Here is a 17,993-nt window from a genome sequence, read left to right as displayed (position 1 = left end):
AACGTCGGCAGGTTCGCCCGCCGACGCGGAATACACATCGGGCCGCACGCGTTGCGGCCTATAAAAAGAGCGCGCGATGATGAGTACATTCTTCCTGCAACAGTTAATCAACGGATTAACGCTGGGCTCCGTCTACGGCTTAATCGCCATCGGCTACACCATGGTGTACGGCATCATTGGCATGATCAACTTTGCCCATGGCGAAGTGTATATGATCTCGGCCTACCTCTGCGCCATCGGGCTGGCCCTGCTGTCATTCTTCGGTCTTGAGTCGTTTCCCCTGCTGATTCTGGGCACGCTGGCGTTCACCATCGTGGTGACGGGCGTGTATGGCTGGACTATTGAGCGCATCGCCTATAAACCCCTGCGAAACTCCACCCGACTGGCACCGCTCATCTCCGCCATCGGGATGTCGCTGATTTTGCAAAACTACGCCCAGCTGAGCCAGGGTCCCCGTCAGCAAGGCGTGCCAACCATGCTGGACGGCGTACTTCGCGTGCATCTGGGAGAAGGTTTCGTCCAGATCACCTACACCAAGATCTTTATTCTGATCGCCTCGTTCGCGGGCATGCTGCTGCTTACCTGGATAATCAGCCATACCCGGCTGGGGCGGATGTGTCGTGCGGTGCAGCAGGATCGTAAAATGGCCTCCATTCTGGGGATCAATACCGACAGAATTATTTCGCTGGTCTTTGTCATCGGCGCGGCCATGGCCGGGCTGGCGGGGGTATTGATCACCATGAACTATGGCACCTTTGATTTCTACGTGGGCTTTGTCATCGGCATAAAAGCCTTTACGGCGGCGGTGCTGGGCGGCATCGGCTCTCTGCCTGGCGCCATGCTCGGCGGGTTGATACTGGGGGTGGCGGAAGCGCAGTTCTCCGGAATGGTGAACTCGGATTATAAAGACGTCTTCTCGTTTGGGCTGCTGGTATTGATCCTGATTTTCCGTCCTCAGGGTCTGCTGGGCCGCCCCGTCGTGGCGAAGGTGTGAGGGTGAAGACGATGACATCTGCCGCTTTCTCCCTTAAACGCTGCATTCTGGATGCCGTATTTTCCGGGCTGGTTGCTTTGATTATCTTTGGCCCTATCGCTGGCGTGGTGCTCGACGGTTACAGCTTTAACTTTGCCGGACACCGGCTGGCGTGGATTATTGTCATCGTCATGCTGGGCCGTTTTTTGCTAACGACTTTCCTGCAGACCGCCCCCGGTGCGCGTTTTCAGGCGAGGTTTGAAGCGGACAGCGCAGGGGTGTATGTCCGCCCTCCCGGATACAAGAGCCGCATGCGCTGGATTATTCCGCTGGTTATTACGCTTGCGATCTGCTTTCCGTTTGTGGCGACCAAATACGTGCTGACCGTTGCCATTCTGGGGCTGATCTATGTTCTGCTCGGCCTCGGGCTGAATATTGTGGTCGGCCTTGCGGGACTGTTGGATCTGGGATACGTCGCCTTTTACGCGATTGGCGCGTATGGCCTCGCGCTGGGGTATCAGTATCTGGGGTTAGGGTTCTGGAGCATGCTGCCGCTGGCGGCGCTGATGGCCGCCGCCGCCGGTGCGCTGCTTGGCTTCCCGGTGCTTCGCATGCATGGGGACTATCTGGCCATCGTGACGCTCGGGTTTGGCGAGATTATCCGCCTGGTGCTCAATAACTGGCTGACCTTCACTGGCGGCCCGAACGGCGTTTCAGCCCCTGCCCCCACCTTTTTTGGCCTGGAGTTTGGCCGGCGCGCCAAAGAAGGCGGCGTCCCCTTCCACGAGTTTTTCCATCTGACCTATAACCCGAACATGAAGTTTATCTTTATTTACGCCGTGCTGTTCCTGGTGGTGCTGATGGTGCTCTACATCAAGCACCGCCTGACGCGAATGCCGATTGGTCGGGCGTGGGAGGCCTTACGCGAAGATGAAATTGCCTGCCGCTCGATGGGTCTTAATCACGTGCTGGTGAAGCTTTCTGCTTTTACGCTGGGCGCATCAACGGCCGGGATTGCGGGGGTCTTCTTCGCCACCTATCAGGGGTTCGTTAATCCCACCTCCTTTACCTTTTTTGAATCCGCACTGATTCTGGCCATCGTGGTGCTGGGCGGGATGGGTTCAACGCTGGGCGTCGTGCTGGCCGCCTTTGTCCTGACCGTCACGCCGGAACTGCTGCGCAGCTTTGCCGAGTATCGCGTCCTGCTGTTTGGCGTGTTGATGGTGGTCATGATGATCTGGCGTCCGCGCGGTTTGATCCGCATTAACCGCAGCGGCTATGCCGTGCGTAAGGGGGTCGCGCCATGAACGGAACCATATTACGCGTTGAGCACCTGATGATGCACTTTGGCGGGATTAAAGCGCTAAATGACGTCAACCTTGATGTACAACGCGGGTCGATTACCGCCCTCATCGGGCCTAACGGGGCGGGGAAAACAACCGTGTTCAACTGCCTGACGGGCTTCTACAGGGCGTCCGGCGGCTCTATCTTATTCAACACCCGCAGTAAAACCACCAATGTGATTCAGGTTCTCGGTCAAAGATTCCAGCCCGGCGACTGGATTAACCCGGCCCGGCTAGGGTCGCGTCTTTTCTACAAAATGTTCGGCGGAACACACCTGGTTAACCGCGCGGGACTGGCGCGCACGTTCCAGAATATCCGCCTGTTTCGCGAGATGTCGGTCGTCGAAAACCTGCTGGTTGCACAGCATATGCGTGTAAACCGTAATCTCCTCGCCGGTGTGCTCAACACCCCCGCCTGGCGTCGGGCGGAAAGTGATGCCCTCGATCGCGCATTTTACTGGCTGGAAGTGGTGGACCTGGTGGACTGCGCCAATCGCCTCGCGGGGGAGATGTCTTACGGTCAACAGCGACGCCTCGAAATTGCCCGGGCAATGTGTACCGGACCGGAGATGATCTGCCTTGATGAACCTGCCGCAGGCCTGAACCCGGTGGAAACGCACAAGCTCAGCAGCATTATCCGTTTTCTGCGCGACCACCACGACATCACGGTATTACTGATTGAGCATGATATGGGGATGGTCATGGAGATTTCGGACGACATTATTGTGCTCGACCACGGAGACGTCATCGCGCGGGGGAAACCCGAGCAGATCCAGCACGATGAGAAAGTGATTGCCGCCTACCTTGGCACCGAAGAGAGCGAGGTTAACCTGTGAGCGAAACGATGCTGGAATTTCGGGAGGTGGACGTTTTCTACGGCGTGATCCAGGCACTGAAGCAAGTTTCCCTTGAGGTTAACAAAGGCGAAACCGTGGCGTTGATTGGCGCTAACGGCGCGGGAAAGTCGACATTATTGATGTCTATCTTCGGTCAACCCCGGGTCCGTAGTGGGCAGATCCTGTTTTGCGGAGAGGATATCAGCCATAAATCCACCCACTACGTCGCGTCCGGCGGTATCGCCCAGGCGCCCGAAGGTCGGCGTATCTTTCCGGATATGACGGTGGAAGAGAACCTGCTGATGGGCACCATCCCGATTGGAAACCAGTTTGCATCTGAAGACATGCAAAGCATGTTCGACCTTTTCCCCCGCCTCAAGGAGCGGCGTAAACAGCGGGCAATGACCATGTCCGGCGGAGAACAGCAGATGCTGGCGATTGCGCGTGCCTTAATGAGCCGCCCTAAGCTGCTGCTGCTGGATGAACCCAGCCTGGGCCTGGCGCCTATCGTGGTAAAACAGATTTTCCAGACGCTGCGCGAGCTGGCACGCAACGGCATGACCATTTTTTTGGTTGAGCAGAATGCGCACCACGCGCTGAAGCTGTCCGACCGCGGCTACGTGATGGTCAACGGACAGATCCGGCTGAGCGGCAGCGGCGATGAGCTGCTGGGGAATCAGGAGGTGATGAAAGCGTATCTGGGTGGGGTTTGAGCGTAAATTGCAGGCACAAAAAAACCACCTTTCGGTGGTTTCACGACACTGCTTATTGCTTTGATTATTCTGCTTTTTCCCATGGTAGCCGGAGTGGGACTTGAACCCACACAGCGCGAACGCCGAGGGATTTTAAATCACGCGTGTTATCATTAAAAAACAATGACATATGTTTATTTTTCGCCATTAATTAATAAATTTTAGATCAGTTGAATCAACAACTTATGCATAGAATAAGCTCACAATGGCGAAGGTTTTGAAGCCCAAAACGCTATGTTCTGATCTCTACATCACCGGGCAATCATCAAACTCGCCGAGCCTCATATCGTTTATGCTATACGTGATCACCCCAAAGATTGCATCAGGGCTTGTTCCGTCATCGTGCACTGGAATCTCTTCGCGCCTTCCGGTCTGCAAATCCTCCAGGTGAGGTCGTGGAGAATTACGGTACCGCTTAATTCTCAGTTCACCTTCCATTCTGCAAACTAGCAGCGAGCCGTCACAAGGTGATAGCGATGCATCCACTACCAGTAGTGCACCATTGAGAATTCCTTCGCGGTAATGCGTCGCTCCAGCTCTAATGAAGTACGTAGCTGCTGGTCTGGCTATGATGCGCTTGTCGAGCGATATGTGCTCCTCAACGTAGCCTTGTGCTGGGCTCGGGAATCCCATAATGCGCCTCCGATAGTTACTGTATATGCATACAGCATGACCAATCGAAGGTGTCGATCAAGTTGTGTAACGAAAAAAAACTCCCGTTCTGGTGCATCTGTCATGCTGGGTGCAAAAATAGTCCACCATGGCTCTTTTCTGATGAATCTGGATATCCTAATCTATAGAATTTACGTATTTTGGGTCATTTATGTATGTTTTTGTATATGGTAATATTCCTAAACTTTAAAGTTGTTTGAGGTTAGTCGTGAAATTCAGGTCTGATATCAATGGATTGCGAGCGATAGCTGTTTTAGCTGTGGTGCTTTTCCACTTCAACGTTAGCGGTTTTACCGGTGGTTTTGCTGGTGTGGACATATTCTTCGTCATTTCTGGTTTCTTAATGACAGGAATTATTTTCAGCAGGCTAGATAATGGTTCTTTCTCTCTTGCAGATTTTTACATGGCAAGATGTAAAAGGATTATCCCCGCATTGGCCGCGCTCTGTATTGCTGTGATGATTGCTTGTTGGTTTATTCTTATCCCGGCAGATTATGAATCACTTGGTCACCATGTTTTATCAAGCATGTTGTTCATTTCGAATAACACATACTTCAGTGAAATTAACTACTTTGATGCTGACTCACACTCTAAGTGGTTGTTGCACACATGGTCACTTTCTGTTGAATGGCAATTTTATATAATATATCCAATTATATCTATTCTTCTTAAGAAGGTTCTCGGGGATAAATCTATATATGCCCTGGCGTTTTTATTGTTATGCAGTCTTTCATTTTCCTCTTTACTTGTCTCCAGCGGTGGAAATTCAGAGGCTTTTTATCTTCTTCCATCAAGAGCATGGGAAATGCTATCTGGAGGGATGGCATACTTCGCATGCAGAAAAAGGAAACGTTCCTCATCGCTGTGGCTGCATTACCTGTCCTTGATAGGTATTGTTTTAAGCGTAACAGTATTATCGAGAGAAGATTTGTGGCCTGGGTATTACGCACTTATTCCTGTATTGTCTTCCATCGCATTCATCTATGCTTCTCATGATTCATTTATAGTAAAAAATAATATATCTCAGTTTATTGGAAAAATATCTTATTCAGTATACCTGTGGCATTGGCCGATAGTTGTCTACCTAAATTATTTTGATTTAATGACAACACAAAATATCATCACTGGGATGATTTCATCATTATTCCTTGGGTGGGTTTCATATGAGTGCGTTGAAAACCCATCAAGAAAACTCCTCAGTATTAAATACATTAGGGTGGCACCTCAGTTTTTCATCGCCGGGGTTATCCTTGCTGTACCAGCGTACGCTGGTTTGTATATCAATTCAGACCATGGAGTGCCTTCACGCTATCCGTTTACTTTGCTTTCTGCTGAAGATATTAAAAAAGAACAGACTAGATACTGGGTGGATGGTGACAAACCACATCCGGTGCCTAAAAGCGGCGATACAAAAATTGTTATCATTGGTAACTCACACGGAATTGATCTTACTTACGCTCTCACAGAGAACGGAATGAAGGGAGATATCGCATATCTAAGAACCACATCTAGTTGTTCTAACTTTGGACTTACTGCTAACAATCCTAAGTTCACTGATAGATGTAGAAAGGTATACGAAAATGTACTTAACAGTAAGGACCTTGCAGATGCGGAGATTGTTATTCTTCATGACAACTGGGCGGTCGAGTATATAGTCGGACTAGAGCAGGCGATAACCGATATCAGAAAATTAACAAAAGCCAAGATTTATGTAGTTGGACCGAAGATGACATTTAGCAAATCACCGTCGGAGATTGTTGCCAATGCTATGAATGACAGACAGTCAACGATCCCAATGATTAATGAATATGGTAAAAAGTACTACAATAAGTACGTTAGCAAAACTGATGCCGACATTAAGAAATTATTCGAACAAAAGCGTTATAGCGCGTTCGGCGTAGAATATATTTCGTTCCTTGATGTTCAGTGTGGTGAATCGATGGAGTGCGATTTGTTAGATAAAAGTAATAAAAAATTCAATTATTTCGATGGCGGACACTTCACACTCAATGGGTCCATAGAGTTTGGTAAAAAACTCAAAAAATCAAATTCTGGAATATTCCTTGAGTAAATAATAAAGGCCGCGTATTGCGGCCTCATTTTATGATTTACCAACGATAATCCAGTTATTTCCAGTGCTTCGTAGATATACAAATGCATATTGTGCGGCGAGACTATAGGAGCCTGCTCCGTTAATCGTATTGTCCGTTCCACTTGCCGGAACAATTTGGACTCCATTGGCTGTGCCGTCCGTTTTCACAATCCTCACTAGCTTTGCAGGGCAGTCAGCTACTGGCAGTAATGTTACCGTCGTTGCTCCAGTCGACGCATTGCACTGTATCTCATCATCAAACACGCCGAGGAAGTTAGTTACCGTGCTTAACTGCCGAACTGAGTTGGCAGGTATACACTTAACTGTTGATGACGTTCGAATGCTCTGGCTTGTATAACCGCTATAATTAATATTAAAAACTTCCACATTGGAACTTAGAAGGCTAAGGGCGGCCCCTCCAGGGCTTTGCATTGTAAGGTTGTGCATCTTGATTCCATCACAACCATTCAAAGAAACTCCAAGAATGGTATTTCCCGCCTTGCAATTGTCTCTTTCGACAAGGCCGGAAAGATCAATGCAACCTTGCGTTACAATTTGAACTGCACTGCCATATCCATTCGCTATGAGGGGGCTGATCTCACAGCCATGGCTGGAAAGACCGTCAAAATTAGTAATCAACAGTCCGGGCTCTGAGCCTGTCTGCCCGGCACCCCATATCATATTTGATCCATCCATTCGTACATGACGAGGAGAAAGCAATTGTACCGCCGTCCCGTTTGCCTCCCATAAATAACAGTTTTTGAAGTTTACAACTGAAGGCTTAAATAATCTCAGACAGAGTACGTTAGTGATAAACCCTGCCGCAGCATTCATATGGAACTGAATGTTATCCAAAAGACCACCATAGAAATACCCTCCGTCAAATACGAATGCATTTGGCTGTAGTCCGCAATTCTGGAAATCCCAGTCACGGAACGTACAATCGCCCACGTAAACATGCTTTGGAGACCCTGACTGAAAGGCAACGCCGCTGACAAAACCACGGTTACTGTTGGCAACGACTATCTTTTCAAGAATGTCCCATAGAGAATATTCTGTGTTGTACATCGGCCCGATTATGGCGTCACATGTCGTTCCTGTCCCACTAATAAAAAGGTCCTGCAACCTCATTTTTTCCGTGTAGAAGTAGCGAATCATACAGTACGGGCTGATAAATCGAAAACCTTTGATAGTGCAATACTGGAACGTGTTTGCAACTATCGAACCGCCAGGCGGAGCGTCACCATGTAGAGTTAACAGGGGCGTGGTTGCATTAGTGCACCTATAAGTCACCTCTCCGCGACTGCACTCTCAGTAAAAGAAGTCATAACTGGCACCGCTGATTTCTACCGGGTCAGTGTCATATAACCCGCTTCTGCTTTGCACGATAGATTTCTTATTATCCAGGGCAAATTTGAAAGTATTATCAAGAGATATCTTATTTTGTGCAGCTGAGCGAGATTCAGCGAGACCAAACTGAAGGGGGTCTATGCTACCGTCAAAAATTGCAATTACATACATCCCGTTGCTCAGTGAATCGCCACGGATAATCTAGACACTTCTGAGCCGTTGATAATATAGTTTTTCATATTCAGCCGGTGGCACCTTCTCGCTCGAACCATGCCGACGCTTACTGTTATAAAACTTTTCGATATAATCAAAAATATCGCTTCTGGCTTCGTCTCTCGTTCCGTAGATCCTTTTCTTAATCCGTTCGCGTTTCAGTAGCTGGAAAAAGCTTTCCGCAACCGCGTTGTCGTGGCAGTTACCGCGACGACTCATGCTGCCTTCCAGACCGTGTGGTTTCAGGAACGACTGCCACTCATGGCTCGTGTACTGACTGCCCTGATCAGAGTGAACCAGTACCTGCTTTTGAGCATTACGCCTCCACACCGCCATAAGTAATGCGTTCAGGACAATCTCTTTTTTCATGCGGGGTTGCATTGACCAGCGGATAACTTTTCGGGAGAACAGGTCAACCACCACGGCCAGATACAGCCAGCCTTCTGGATTCGGATGTAGGTTATGTCCGTCACCCAACGCTCATCCGGTGAGCCCGGATTGAACTGCCGCTGGAGCCTGTTGGGTGTCACGATGCTGGCTTCGCCTTTACGTGCCCGTGGGCTACGGTACCCAACCTGAGCTTTTATTCCGGCACGCTTCATCAGCCGCCAGACCCGGTTCACTCCGCACTGCTGTCCGGTATCACGCAGATCGAGATGGATCTTGCGATAACCATAGACGCAGCCAGACTCGAGCCAGGACTGTTTGATCTGCCCGGTCAGCATCTGGTCTGTCTGGTGACGCTGTGAATGTGGCTGCTGAAGCCAGAAATAAAATCCACTCGGATGGACATCCAGAACCCCACAGAGCACACGAACAGGCCAGCAACGTCTGTTGTCGCGGATAAAGGCGTACCTCAGTCGGAGAGCTTTGCGAAGTACCCCTCGGCTTTTTTTAATATGTCCCGTTCGTCCGTAACCCGCTTCAACTCTTTCTGAAGACGGCGGATTTCGGCCTGAGCATCTGACTGTTCGTTATGAGTGGAAGAATCCGGACCGTACTTCTTTATCCAGGCGTAAAGACTGTGAGTGGTGATATCGAGACGTGTTGCAACACTGGAAACAGTATGACCACGATCAACAACCTGTTTGACTGCTTCAATTTTAAACTCTTCAGGATAACGCTTACCGCTCATGGGCACCTCTCTTTAAGTCATCTTAAATGACTCTGAGGTGTCTGTTAAACCCGTGGCGATTCATGCCTGTTGCTGAATCATATGCAAGACGGATGCTGGCCGGAACTGCCGCTGTACCACCTGTTGATGCAACGCCAGCCGTATCAACTGGCGAGCTTCCATAGACACTCACTGGCAAAGCGCTGTGGGTAATTGCTCCCCCCGCGTAAGGGCTGCTTAATTCATCAATAACAACACGACCAGAGTTATCTCGTGCTCTTAAACCTGATGCAGAGATTTGACTGGTGATCGCATTTACGAGGCCGCTCATCGTGACGTCATTACTGGTGAGCGATACCGTGTACGCTATAGACATCAAGTTGATAGTAAATGTCTTGGGCGCACTACTGAAATCATAGGTTGTTGGTGAGGCACTCGCTGCAATGCTTGCTGTGTTACCACCAACACCAGGTACAGCAGGAACTGACGAGCTCTAAGCAGCGACGATTAAATCAAAAGTATCGTTATTTAACTCCAGAGTTAGGGCCATGCCAATAGCCAAACGGAGCCGTAGATCACGCTATAGCCGTTGTTGAGGTCAACGGTATATGTTTCTGGTGCTTCAATATCAACAATCGTTCCAGTGGTCCATGCCGGAGGGATCTCTGTATCATCAGCGCTTGATGAGGATCCAATGAGGCAATCTGATCTAGAAGGAATGCTTCACGAAAGGCAGGAAATTTAAGGTCAGAAAAACGCATCTCAAACGGCGAGATATAACCGAAAAATTTCTGTTGTGCGGTGGTTGGGGGGCAGTAATGCCCTCTTCTTATGGCGAAGCTGAATGGGGAATGGCGAAAAACAGGCAATAAAAAACCACCTTTCGGTGGTTTACACGACACTGCTTATCATTGATTTTATTCTTGTTTTCCCATGGTAGCCGGAGTGGGACTTGAACCCACACAGCGCGAACGCCGAGGGATTTTAAATCCCTTGTGTCTACCGATTCCACCATCCGGCCAGGGAAGAAAGTGGAGGCGCGTTCCGGAGTCGAACCGGACTAGACGGATTTGCAATCCGCTACATAACCGCTTTGCTAACGCGCCGTAAAACTTTTCAAACTGACACTCGCTGCTGCGCATGTCTTTAATCTGGAGCGGGAAACGAGACTCGAACTCGCGACCCCGACCTTGGCAAGGTCGTGCTCTACCAACTGAGCTATTCCCGCATGTCATCAAGTTGATTCTAACCACTTGATTTCATTATCGTCCGGCTAGCTGTGCCGCCGTTCGATGCGTTGCATTCTACTGATATGTCGTTTTGAGTCAACGTTATTTTTTGCATCCCCGGATCGTTTGCTGAAAATTACGTCGAAACGATCACTGTTCAAGCAAATCTCCGCGCGCCGCGTTCAAATACTGCAGCATTGACCACAGCGTCAAAACCGCCGCAACCCACAGCAGACCAATCCCCGCCCACTCAACCCAGGCGTTCGGGCGCCACAGCATCCAGACCAGCGCCGCCATCTGCGCCGTTGTTTTAACCTTACCAATCCAGGAGACCGCCACGCTGCTGCGTTTCCCCAGCTCCGCCATCCACTCGCGCAGCGCAGAGATGATAATCTCGCGGCCAATCATCGTTGCCGCGGGCAGCGTGACCCACCAGGTGTGGTAATGTTCAGCCACCAGCACCATCGCGATCGCCACCATGACTTTATCGGCCACCGGGTCAAGGAACGCGCCAAAGCGAGTGCTTTGATTCCAGCGGCGCGCCAGATAGCCGTCGAACCAGTCGGTTACCGCAGCGACCAGGAAAATCAGCGCGCAGGCAAATGGTGCCCAGACGACCGGCAGGTAAAACGCCAGTACAAAGAACGGGATAAGCACGACGCGAAAAAGAGTGAGCAACGTAGGGATATTATATTGCATAGTGGCGGTAACTATTTGTTGTCAGTAAAATTTAGCTCTATGTTGCTACAGAGCCCTCAATGTTTCAACGAGTAGTAGATCTTTTCTGCCAGCCCTTGCGAAATACCCGGCACTTTTGCAATTTCCTCCATGCTGGCGTTGAGTAATCCTTGCAATCCGCCCATATACTTCAGCAGCATTTGACGACGTTTTGGTCCAACGCCTTCGATGGTCTCCAGCGTGCTGGTGTTTTTGACCTTCGCCCGTTTTTTACGGTGGCCGCCGATCGCGTGATCGTGCGATTCATCGCGGATATGCTGGATCACATGCAGCGCAGGAGAATCCGGCGGCAGGCTAAAGCCCTCACCTTCCGGCTCAAAGAAAAGCGTTTCCAGACCCGCTTTACGATCCGCGCCTTTCGCCACGCCCAACAGCAGCGGATGGTTTTTATCCCATTCAACGTCGAGTGATTCAAACACCGCCTTGGCCTGTCCGAGCTGCCCTTTCCCGCCGTCGATAAGGATCACGTCCGGGATCTTGCTCTCTTCGATGGCTTTGCCATAGCGTCGACGCAGCACCTGGTTCATCGCGGCGTAATCATCTCCCGGGGTGATCCCGGTGATGTTATAGCGGCGATACTCCGCCCGCAGCGGACCGTTGGCATCAAACACCACGCAGGAGGCTACGGTCTGCTCACCCATCGTATGGCTGATGTCAAAACACTCCATACGTTTCACTTCCGGCAGCTTCAGAAGCGTAGCAAGCGCGGTTAAGCGCTGGCTTACCGTCGACTGCTGGGACAGTTTAGTCGTCAGCGCCGTCGCCGCGTTGGTGCGCGCCAGCTTCAAATAGCGTGCACGGTCCCCGCGCGGTTTCGTCTGGACATTCACCCGACGCCCGGCCAGTTCAGACAGGGAATCCGCCAGCAGGGTTTTATCGTCGAGATTAAAATCAAGGAGGATCTCGGAGGGCAGCGTGCGCATCTGGCTGCCCTGAAGATAGAACTGTCCAACAAACGTCTCGACCACTTCACCCAGCTCCGTGCCGCCCGGTACTTTAGGGAAGTAGCTGCGGCTGCCGAGCACTTTGCCCTGGCGAATGAACAGAACGTGAACGCAGGCCAGCCCGTTGTCAAAGGCCACGCCAATCACGTCCAGATCGTCACCGGTATTGGAGACAAACTGCTTTTCGGTAACGCGGCGTACGGCCTGAATTTGGTCACGAATGCGCGCGGCCTCTTCGAACTCCAGCGCGGCGCTGGCTTTTTCCATCCGCGCAATCAGCTGCGTTAAGACCTGATCGTCTTTTCCGGCTAAGAACAGGCGCACATAGTCTACCTGCTGGGCATACTCCTCTTCGCTGACCAGACCCGCTACGCACGGCCCCAGACAGCGACCAATCTGGTACTGCAGGCACGGACGCGAGCGGTTACGGTAGACGCTGTTTTCACACTGGCGGATCGGAAAGATTTTTTGCAGCAGCGCCAGCGTTTCACGCACGGCATAGCCGTTCGGGAACGGGCCGAAATATTCACCCTTCGCATGCTTCGCCCCCCTGTGCATCGCCAGGCGCGGATGGGTATCCCCGCTCAGGAAAATAAAGGGATAGGATTTATCATCGCGCAGCAGCACGTTATAGCGGGGCTGATACAGTTTGATGTAGTTATGTTCCAGCAGCAGCGCTTCCGTCTCGGTGTGCGTGACGGTGACATCAATATTCTGAATGAGTGCGACCAGCGCTTCGGTTTTGCGAGAGGCAAGATTGCTGCGGAAATAGCTGGAAAGGCGTTTTTTGAGATCTTTCGCCTTACCCACATAGATAACCGTACCGCCAGCGTCATACATGCGATACACGCCTGGCTGGCTGGTGACGGTTTTTAGAAATGCTTTTGAATCGAACGCTTCATTCACTGACTTATTAACGACTCCGCATTACACAGACCATGACGAATGGCCAGGTGAGTCAGCTCGACATCACCGTGAATGTTCAGTTTACTGAACATCCGATAGCGATAGCTGTTCACCGTTTTCGGACTGAGATTCAGCTGTTCAGAGATCTCATTCACTTTCTGGCCTTTGGTGATCATCAGCATAATCTGCAACTCGCGCTCGGACAAACTGGCAAACGGCGATTCCGTTTTTTCCGGTTCAATCTGGCTCAATGCCATCTGTTGTGCAATGTCCGAGGCGATGTAACGCTGACCGGCAAAGACGGAGCGAATGGCATTCACAACTTCCTGCGGTGCGGCGCCTTTACTCAGATACCCGGCGGCTCCCGCCTGCATAACTTTCGCGGGCAGCGGGTTTTCGGTATGTACGGTCAGCATGATGACTTTGGTATCAACAAAGGTACGGGCGATTTTACGTGTTGCTTCAAGCCCACCAATGCCGGGCATGTTCATATCCATCAACACCACGTCGGCCGAGTTTGTGCGACACCATTTCACGGCATCTTCACCACAGCAGGCCTCACCGGCAACTTTAATACCCTTTATATCTTCAAGAATGCGTCGTATCCCTGCGCGCACCAGTTCGTGGTCATCAACAAGAAGGACGTTGATCAAAGGAAATGTCTCCAGAATAGGGATAACGCTACTGACTACTTATTGCGTTTATATTAACGGTTTTCCCCGCAAGATTAAAACGTTAAAAAACGTGCTATACGATTACGCTCTCGTTTTTGGAAATTAGCCTGTACAGCAAGTGGAAAGAAAACCCATGCTGCACGGGCTATTGCGTCTATTTTTAAGCATCTGTATTCAAAAAGTTACAAAAAACAGGCACGCAACATCGACTTAAAAACAGTTCTAAACTTTTTGTAACAACAATTAACGGCAAACGAACCGGCGATGGCAAAAAAAATGCGAATAACGTAGAGGAGACATTACCTGTGGGTATTGTTTACGTAAATAAACAAAATGCGGAAAAGTACGAAAAACAACCACTGCTTTTTTTGTCCCGGCTTGTGGTATACTCCGCGGCCTTGACTTTCATCGTCGCGCTCGAGCGCTGTTTTATAATGAGGAAAATAAATGAGCTCACCTGAATTCGCCACTGCGGAAAATAACCAAGAACTGGCACAGGAAGTAAACTGCCTGAAATCGCTGCTGACGCTCATGTTACAGGCTATGGGTCAGGCTGACGCGGGCCGCGTGATCCTTAAGATGGAAAAACAAATCGCGCAGATGGAAGACCAGGCAGAATCAGCCGTATTCGCCAATACCGTTAAGCAGATTAAACAAGCTTACCGCCAGTAAGAAAAACGGCTGAATGCGGTGCATTCAGCCGTTATCTCGTCTGTCACGCAGAACGTGTTGTCTCTTCAGATCAGTCCCGTCGCCGCCGCGTAACAGGCTATCTGCGTCTTGTTCGGCGCGTTAAATTTCTTCTGCATATTCTTCTGATGGAAATTAACCGTATTCTCCGATATCGAGAGAATAATCGCTATTTCTGCAGACGTCTTTCCTTCCGCAGTCCACTTCAGAATTTCCCGCTCACGCTTGCTGAATTTCATTTCAGGCGGCATGACCATCTCATGTTCAAAACGCAGCAGAGACGTTAAGGCCATTTGAACCAGCATTTGCAGACGCAACTCTATTTCTTCGCAGCTGAGCTTTTCCACCTGTGCGCTAGTACGCGATACAGACAGGAAACCGAGCGCATGATTAGGCAGCATCAAACACTGCGTAATTCCCGTACGCAAACCGTGGTCCCGCGCGCCGTCCCAGAGTACCTGAGCATCAGCGAATAATTCATCCGTCCAGGGTAAATGCCCCTGAACGAAATTCTCTGGTTTCAGCACCGGATCGATGGCGAAAAAATTCTCTGACTTATATTGCGCCATCCATTCCTGCGGATAACTGGTTTCGACCGAAATCCTAGGGCGCGTAAAGGGGACAGGATGACGAACGCAAAGTGAGAAATAATCAAATTCGAGTGCCTGCGTTTGTCGCTGAAGTTCTTGATATACCTCGTCGGCACAGGACATTTCCTGAAACCGGAGGAAGCAATCCCGTCGCCAGTTGAAAAAGTCTGAATCCCTCATACTTACCGAATGAAGCCTCTGATAAAGATAATCATTATTATGGTGAATATAACCTAACACATAAATCTTATTTATTTATACAAAATATCATCCAACGCACCTGAATCTTTAGATTTAATACGGTTAATCCGAACACTAGCGGAATAAAAAAACTACGAACACGCGTTTACAGGTGAATAATTTGCCCCAGAAGAAAAATCTGGAGCAAATTACTGCAAAAATGCTACTGCATGAGGAATTTTTCAAGGAACTGGCGCGTTCGCGGCTGTTGCGGGTTCGCAAACAGGCTTTTCGCTGGCCCCTGCTCAACAATGCGGCCCTGATCCATAAAAATAGCCCGGTCTGCAACATCACGCGCAAAGCTCATTTCGTGAGTCACGATGACCATCGTCCGTTTTTCCTGCGCCAGCTGGCGAATGGTGTTCAGCACCTCCCCTACCAGCTCGGGATCGAGCGCGGAGGTGGGCTCATCGAACAGGATGACATCCGGACGCATCGCCAGCGCGCGCGCAATGGCCACACGCTGCTGCTGTCCCCCCGAAAGACGGCGCGGATAGCTGGTTTCCTTACCGGCCAGCCCAACCTTCGCCAGCAGCTCCCGTGCGCGGGTGGTGGCCTCTTCTTTTGGCTCCCCCTTTACGATGACCGGCCCTTCAATAATATTTTCCAGCACCGTACGGTGCGGGAAAAGGTTGAAGTTCTGGAAAACAAAACCAACATGCTGACGCAGACGGCGAATCAACCCTTTCTGCTGGCTGATGGATTTACCGGTGTCAATCGTGATTTCCCCGACGCGGATCGTTCCGCCTTCAGGCTGTTCGAGGAGATTAATACTGCGCAGCAGCGTGGTTTTCCCCGAGCCGCTCGGCCCGATGATCGCTACCACTTCGCCCTGCTCCACTTCCAGATCGATACCGTGGAGCACCGTTTGTCCGTGGAATTTTTTCACCAGGTTTTTAACGTCGATTGCACTCATTTCGGATCACGCTCCTGGCGGTTAAGCTGGTTTTCAAAATAGTTCTGCAGGGCGGAAAGCACCGTCGCCATCACCCAGTAAATCAGCGAGGCCGCCAGATACATCGTGAACACTTCCAGCGTCCGCGAGGTGATCAGCTGAGCCTGACGGAACAGCTCCGGCACCTGAATGGTGGCCGCCAGCGACGTATCTTTTACCAGGCTGATAAAGCTGTTGCTCAGCGGCGGTAACGCTACGCGCGCGGCCTGGGGCAATATCGCCCGACGCAGGGTTTGCCACGGCGTCATCCCGATACTGGCCGCCGCTTCCCACTGCCCCTTATCAATGGAGGAGATGGCCGCACGCAGGGTTTCGGACGTGTAGGCTGCGGTATTTAACGACAGACCAATCATCGCCGCCGGAATGGGGTCAAGCTCAATACCAAACTGCGGCAAACCGTAGTAGATCATAAAGAGCTGAGCGATAAGGGGCGTGCCGCGAAATACAGAGATGTAAAAACGCGCCAGCCAGCGTACCGGCCAGACGGGCGACATGCGCATTAACGCCAGCACGAACCCAAGCACCAGGCCGAAGAACATCCCTCCGATACTGAGCTGAAGCGTAAACACCGCCCCCTTAAGCAGGAACGGCAGTGAATCAATAACCAGTTGAATACTTTCGTGCATTATTATTTTTCGACCTGATTTTTAGACATGAGGATGATAGGCAAACAGCGCAGGCGCCCCGCCAGTGTGTACAAACAAAATCGGCCCTTCATCCTTAAAGCGCTTCTGTGCAATGCCGTCTATCAGCCCCGCCATCGCCTTACCGGTATAGACCGGATCGAGCAGAATGCCCTCGAGGCGTGCCAGCAACTTCACCGCTTCCATCCCCTCTTCATTTGGCGTGCCGTAGCCCGGCGCAAAATAGTCATCCCAGAGCTGAATATCGGCCTTTGCCTTCAGCTCCAGCTGCTCGGCCACCGCCTGCTGTAACGTAACCACTTTCGGCTTCTGATCCGCAACGCTGCGGGAGACCGTCACGCCAATCAGCTCAACATCCGGCAGCAGTTGCTCCAGCCCCACCGCCAGCCCGGCATGGGTTCCGGCGCTACCGGAGGCGACAACAACGGATGAGAGATTCACCGCGCCCTCGCATTGCTGCGCAATTTCCAGCGCGCTTTCTACATAGCCCAATGCGCCCAGCGCGTTCGACCCGCCGACGGGAATAACGTACGGACGAAAACCCTGCGCTTCCAGACGCGTGGCCAGTTCGTCGAGCTGCGCGGTCGGGTCGGTCAGGGCGTCGACCATCTCGACCTGCACGTTAAACAGATCCAGCAGAAGACGGTTACCGTTAGTGAGATAATTTTCTGCGTGCGTGCCGATCGGGTTTTCCAGCAACGCGACGCAGTGCAGGCCAAGTTTTGCCGCCACCGCCGCCGTCTGGCGCACGTGGTTAGACTGAATTGCCCCTGCGGTGATCAGCGTGTCCGCCCCTTCGCGCAACGCGTCTGCCGCCAGAAACTCCAGCTTGCGCAGCTTATTGCCGCCCATCGCCATCGGCGTCACGTCATCGCGCTTGATAAAAATGTCGCGCCCTAAATAATCAGAAAATCGGGGTAAATACTCCAGCGGCGTGGGCGCGCCGATAAACTCCAGGCGGGGAAAGCGCGTTAAATTCTGCAGTGACATGGTTCCTCCGGTAACGCTAATTCATATGATATTTTTCATTATGCACGC

16 protein-coding genes, 3 tRNA genes and 1 pseudogene are annotated in these 17,993 nt (G+C 51.1%); 7 read left to right on the top strand and 13 right to left on the bottom strand.

Going from position 1 to position 17,993, the window contains the following annotated elements:
• The first annotated feature begins 79 nt into the window (after positions 1-79).
• The 4 genes from KK102_RS11300 to KK102_RS11285 are packed head-to-tail and all read left to right on the top strand — an operon-like array spanning position 80 to position 3,865.
• Positions 80-994: an ABC transporter permease subunit gene (locus KK102_RS11300; protein ID WP_089598431.1), complete on the top strand. Its 915-nt coding sequence runs from the start codon at positions 80-82 to the stop codon at positions 992-994.
• A gap of 11 nt (positions 995-1,005) precedes the next feature.
• Positions 1,006-2,280 (top strand): high-affinity branched-chain amino acid ABC transporter permease LivM, encoded by a 1,275-nt coding sequence (livM, locus tag KK102_RS11295; protein ID WP_216357682.1) that lies wholly within the window; start codon positions 1,006-1,008, stop codon positions 2,278-2,280.
• Positions 2,277-3,152, top strand: a complete 876-nt coding sequence (locus KK102_RS11290; RefSeq protein WP_216357607.1) for an ABC transporter ATP-binding protein — start codon at positions 2,277-2,279, stop codon at positions 3,150-3,152. The genes livM and KK102_RS11290 overlap by 4 nt, the downstream gene beginning before the upstream one ends.
• Positions 3,149-3,865, top strand: a complete 717-nt coding sequence (locus KK102_RS11285; protein ID WP_216357606.1) for an ABC transporter ATP-binding protein — start codon at positions 3,149-3,151, stop codon at positions 3,863-3,865. The genes KK102_RS11290 and KK102_RS11285 overlap by 4 nt, the downstream gene beginning before the upstream one ends.
• 285 nt (positions 3,866-4,150) lie before the next feature.
• Here the strand turns inward: KK102_RS11285 and KK102_RS22220 are convergent, their stop codons facing one another.
• Positions 4,151-4,537, bottom strand: coding sequence for a HumD family translesion DNA polymerase (locus tag KK102_RS22220; RefSeq protein ID WP_244992461.1), 387 nt, complete (start codon positions 4,535-4,537; stop codon positions 4,151-4,153).
• 247 nt (positions 4,538-4,784) lie between these two features.
• On the opposite strand from KK102_RS22220, the gene KK102_RS11280 reads away from it, so the two are divergent.
• Positions 4,785-6,647 carry an acyltransferase family protein gene (locus KK102_RS11280; protein ID WP_216357605.1) on the top strand — a complete coding sequence of 621 codons (1,863 nt, stop codon included), beginning with the start codon at positions 4,785-4,787 and terminating at the stop codon, positions 6,645-6,647.
• Positions 6,648-6,677: 30 nt separating this feature from the next.
• On the opposite strand, the gene KK102_RS11275 is transcribed toward KK102_RS11280, so the two are convergent.
• The 8 genes and pseudogenes from KK102_RS11275 to uvrY form a co-directional block, all read right to left on the bottom strand.
• Entirely contained in the window at positions 6,678-7,826 is a 1,149-nt protein-coding gene (locus KK102_RS11275; RefSeq protein WP_216357604.1) for a hypothetical protein, read from the bottom strand.
• Positions 7,827-8,219: 393 nt separating this feature from the next.
• Positions 8,220-9,366 (bottom strand): annotated as a pseudogene (locus tag KK102_RS11270) (IS3 family transposase).
• A gap of 913 nt (positions 9,367-10,279) precedes the next feature.
• Positions 10,280-10,366: transfer RNA gene (locus KK102_RS11265), tRNA-Leu, on the bottom strand.
• Between the two features lie 11 nt (positions 10,367-10,377).
• Positions 10,378-10,451, bottom strand: a tRNA-Cys gene (locus tag KK102_RS11260).
• A 46-nt stretch (positions 10,452-10,497) separates the two neighbouring features.
• A tRNA-Gly gene (locus KK102_RS11255) sits at positions 10,498-10,573 on the bottom strand.
• Positions 10,574-10,724: 151 nt separating this feature from the next.
• A complete protein-coding gene (pgsA, locus tag KK102_RS11250) occupies positions 10,725-11,273 on the bottom strand; it encodes a CDP-diacylglycerol--glycerol-3-phosphate 3-phosphatidyltransferase (RefSeq protein WP_046888002.1) in 549 nt (182 codons plus the stop codon).
• Between the two features lie 56 nt (positions 11,274-11,329).
• Positions 11,330-13,162: an excinuclease ABC subunit UvrC gene (gene uvrC, locus KK102_RS11245; protein WP_126545478.1), complete on the bottom strand. Its 1,833-nt coding sequence runs from the start codon at positions 13,160-13,162 to the stop codon at positions 11,330-11,332.
• Complete coding sequence (uvrY, locus tag KK102_RS11240; RefSeq protein ID WP_042714108.1) at positions 13,159-13,815, bottom strand: UvrY/SirA/GacA family response regulator transcription factor; 657 nt, start codon at positions 13,813-13,815, stop codon at positions 13,159-13,161. The genes uvrC and uvrY overlap by 4 nt, the downstream gene beginning before the upstream one ends.
• Positions 13,816-14,141: 326 nt before the next feature.
• On the opposite strand from uvrY, the gene KK102_RS22390 reads away from it, so the two are divergent.
• Together KK102_RS22390 and KK102_RS11235 are read left to right on the top strand one after the other, a co-directional pair.
• On the top strand, positions 14,142-14,297 hold the full coding sequence (locus tag KK102_RS22390; protein ID WP_420842092.1) for a hypothetical protein: 156 nt from the start codon (positions 14,142-14,144) through the stop codon (positions 14,295-14,297).
• The gene (locus KK102_RS11235) at positions 14,284-14,508 is read left to right on the top strand and encodes a DUF2594 family protein (RefSeq protein ID WP_126545479.1); all 225 of its coding nucleotides are present in this window, start codon (positions 14,284-14,286) and stop codon (positions 14,506-14,508) included. The genes KK102_RS22390 and KK102_RS11235 overlap by 14 nt, the downstream gene beginning before the upstream one ends.
• A 65-nt stretch (positions 14,509-14,573) precedes the next feature.
• Here KK102_RS11235 and sdiA read toward each other — a convergent pair whose 3' ends face one another.
• The 4 genes from sdiA to dcyD all read right to left on the bottom strand — a co-directional run bounded on the left by sdiA (position 14,574) and on the right by dcyD (position 17,945).
• Positions 14,574-15,296 carry a quorum-sensing transcriptional regulator SdiA gene (sdiA, locus tag KK102_RS11230; RefSeq protein WP_216357681.1) on the bottom strand — a complete coding sequence of 241 codons (723 nt, stop codon included), beginning with the start codon at positions 15,294-15,296 and terminating at the stop codon, positions 14,574-14,576.
• A gap of 223 nt (positions 15,297-15,519) precedes the next feature.
• On the bottom strand, positions 15,520-16,272 hold the full coding sequence (tcyN, locus tag KK102_RS11225; RefSeq protein WP_126545480.1) for an L-cystine ABC transporter ATP-binding protein TcyN: 753 nt from the start codon (positions 16,270-16,272) through the stop codon (positions 15,520-15,522).
• On the bottom strand, positions 16,269-16,937 hold the full coding sequence (gene tcyL, locus KK102_RS11220) for a cystine ABC transporter permease (RefSeq protein ID WP_126545481.1): 669 nt from the start codon (positions 16,935-16,937) through the stop codon (positions 16,269-16,271). The genes tcyN and tcyL overlap by 4 nt, the downstream gene beginning before the upstream one ends.
• A gap of 21 nt (positions 16,938-16,958) precedes the next feature.
• Entirely contained in the window at positions 16,959-17,945 is a 987-nt protein-coding gene (gene dcyD, locus KK102_RS11215) for a D-cysteine desulfhydrase (RefSeq protein ID WP_216357603.1), read from the bottom strand.
• Positions 17,946-17,993 lie beyond the last annotated feature (48 nt).

The organism is Enterobacter quasimori, assembly GCF_018597345.1.
Taxonomy (GTDB): Bacteria; Pseudomonadota; Gammaproteobacteria; order Enterobacterales; family Enterobacteriaceae; genus Enterobacter; species Enterobacter mori.
The sequence above is the reverse complement of the archived record's forward strand: the minus strand, read 5'-3'. Positions and strand labels throughout refer to the sequence as shown.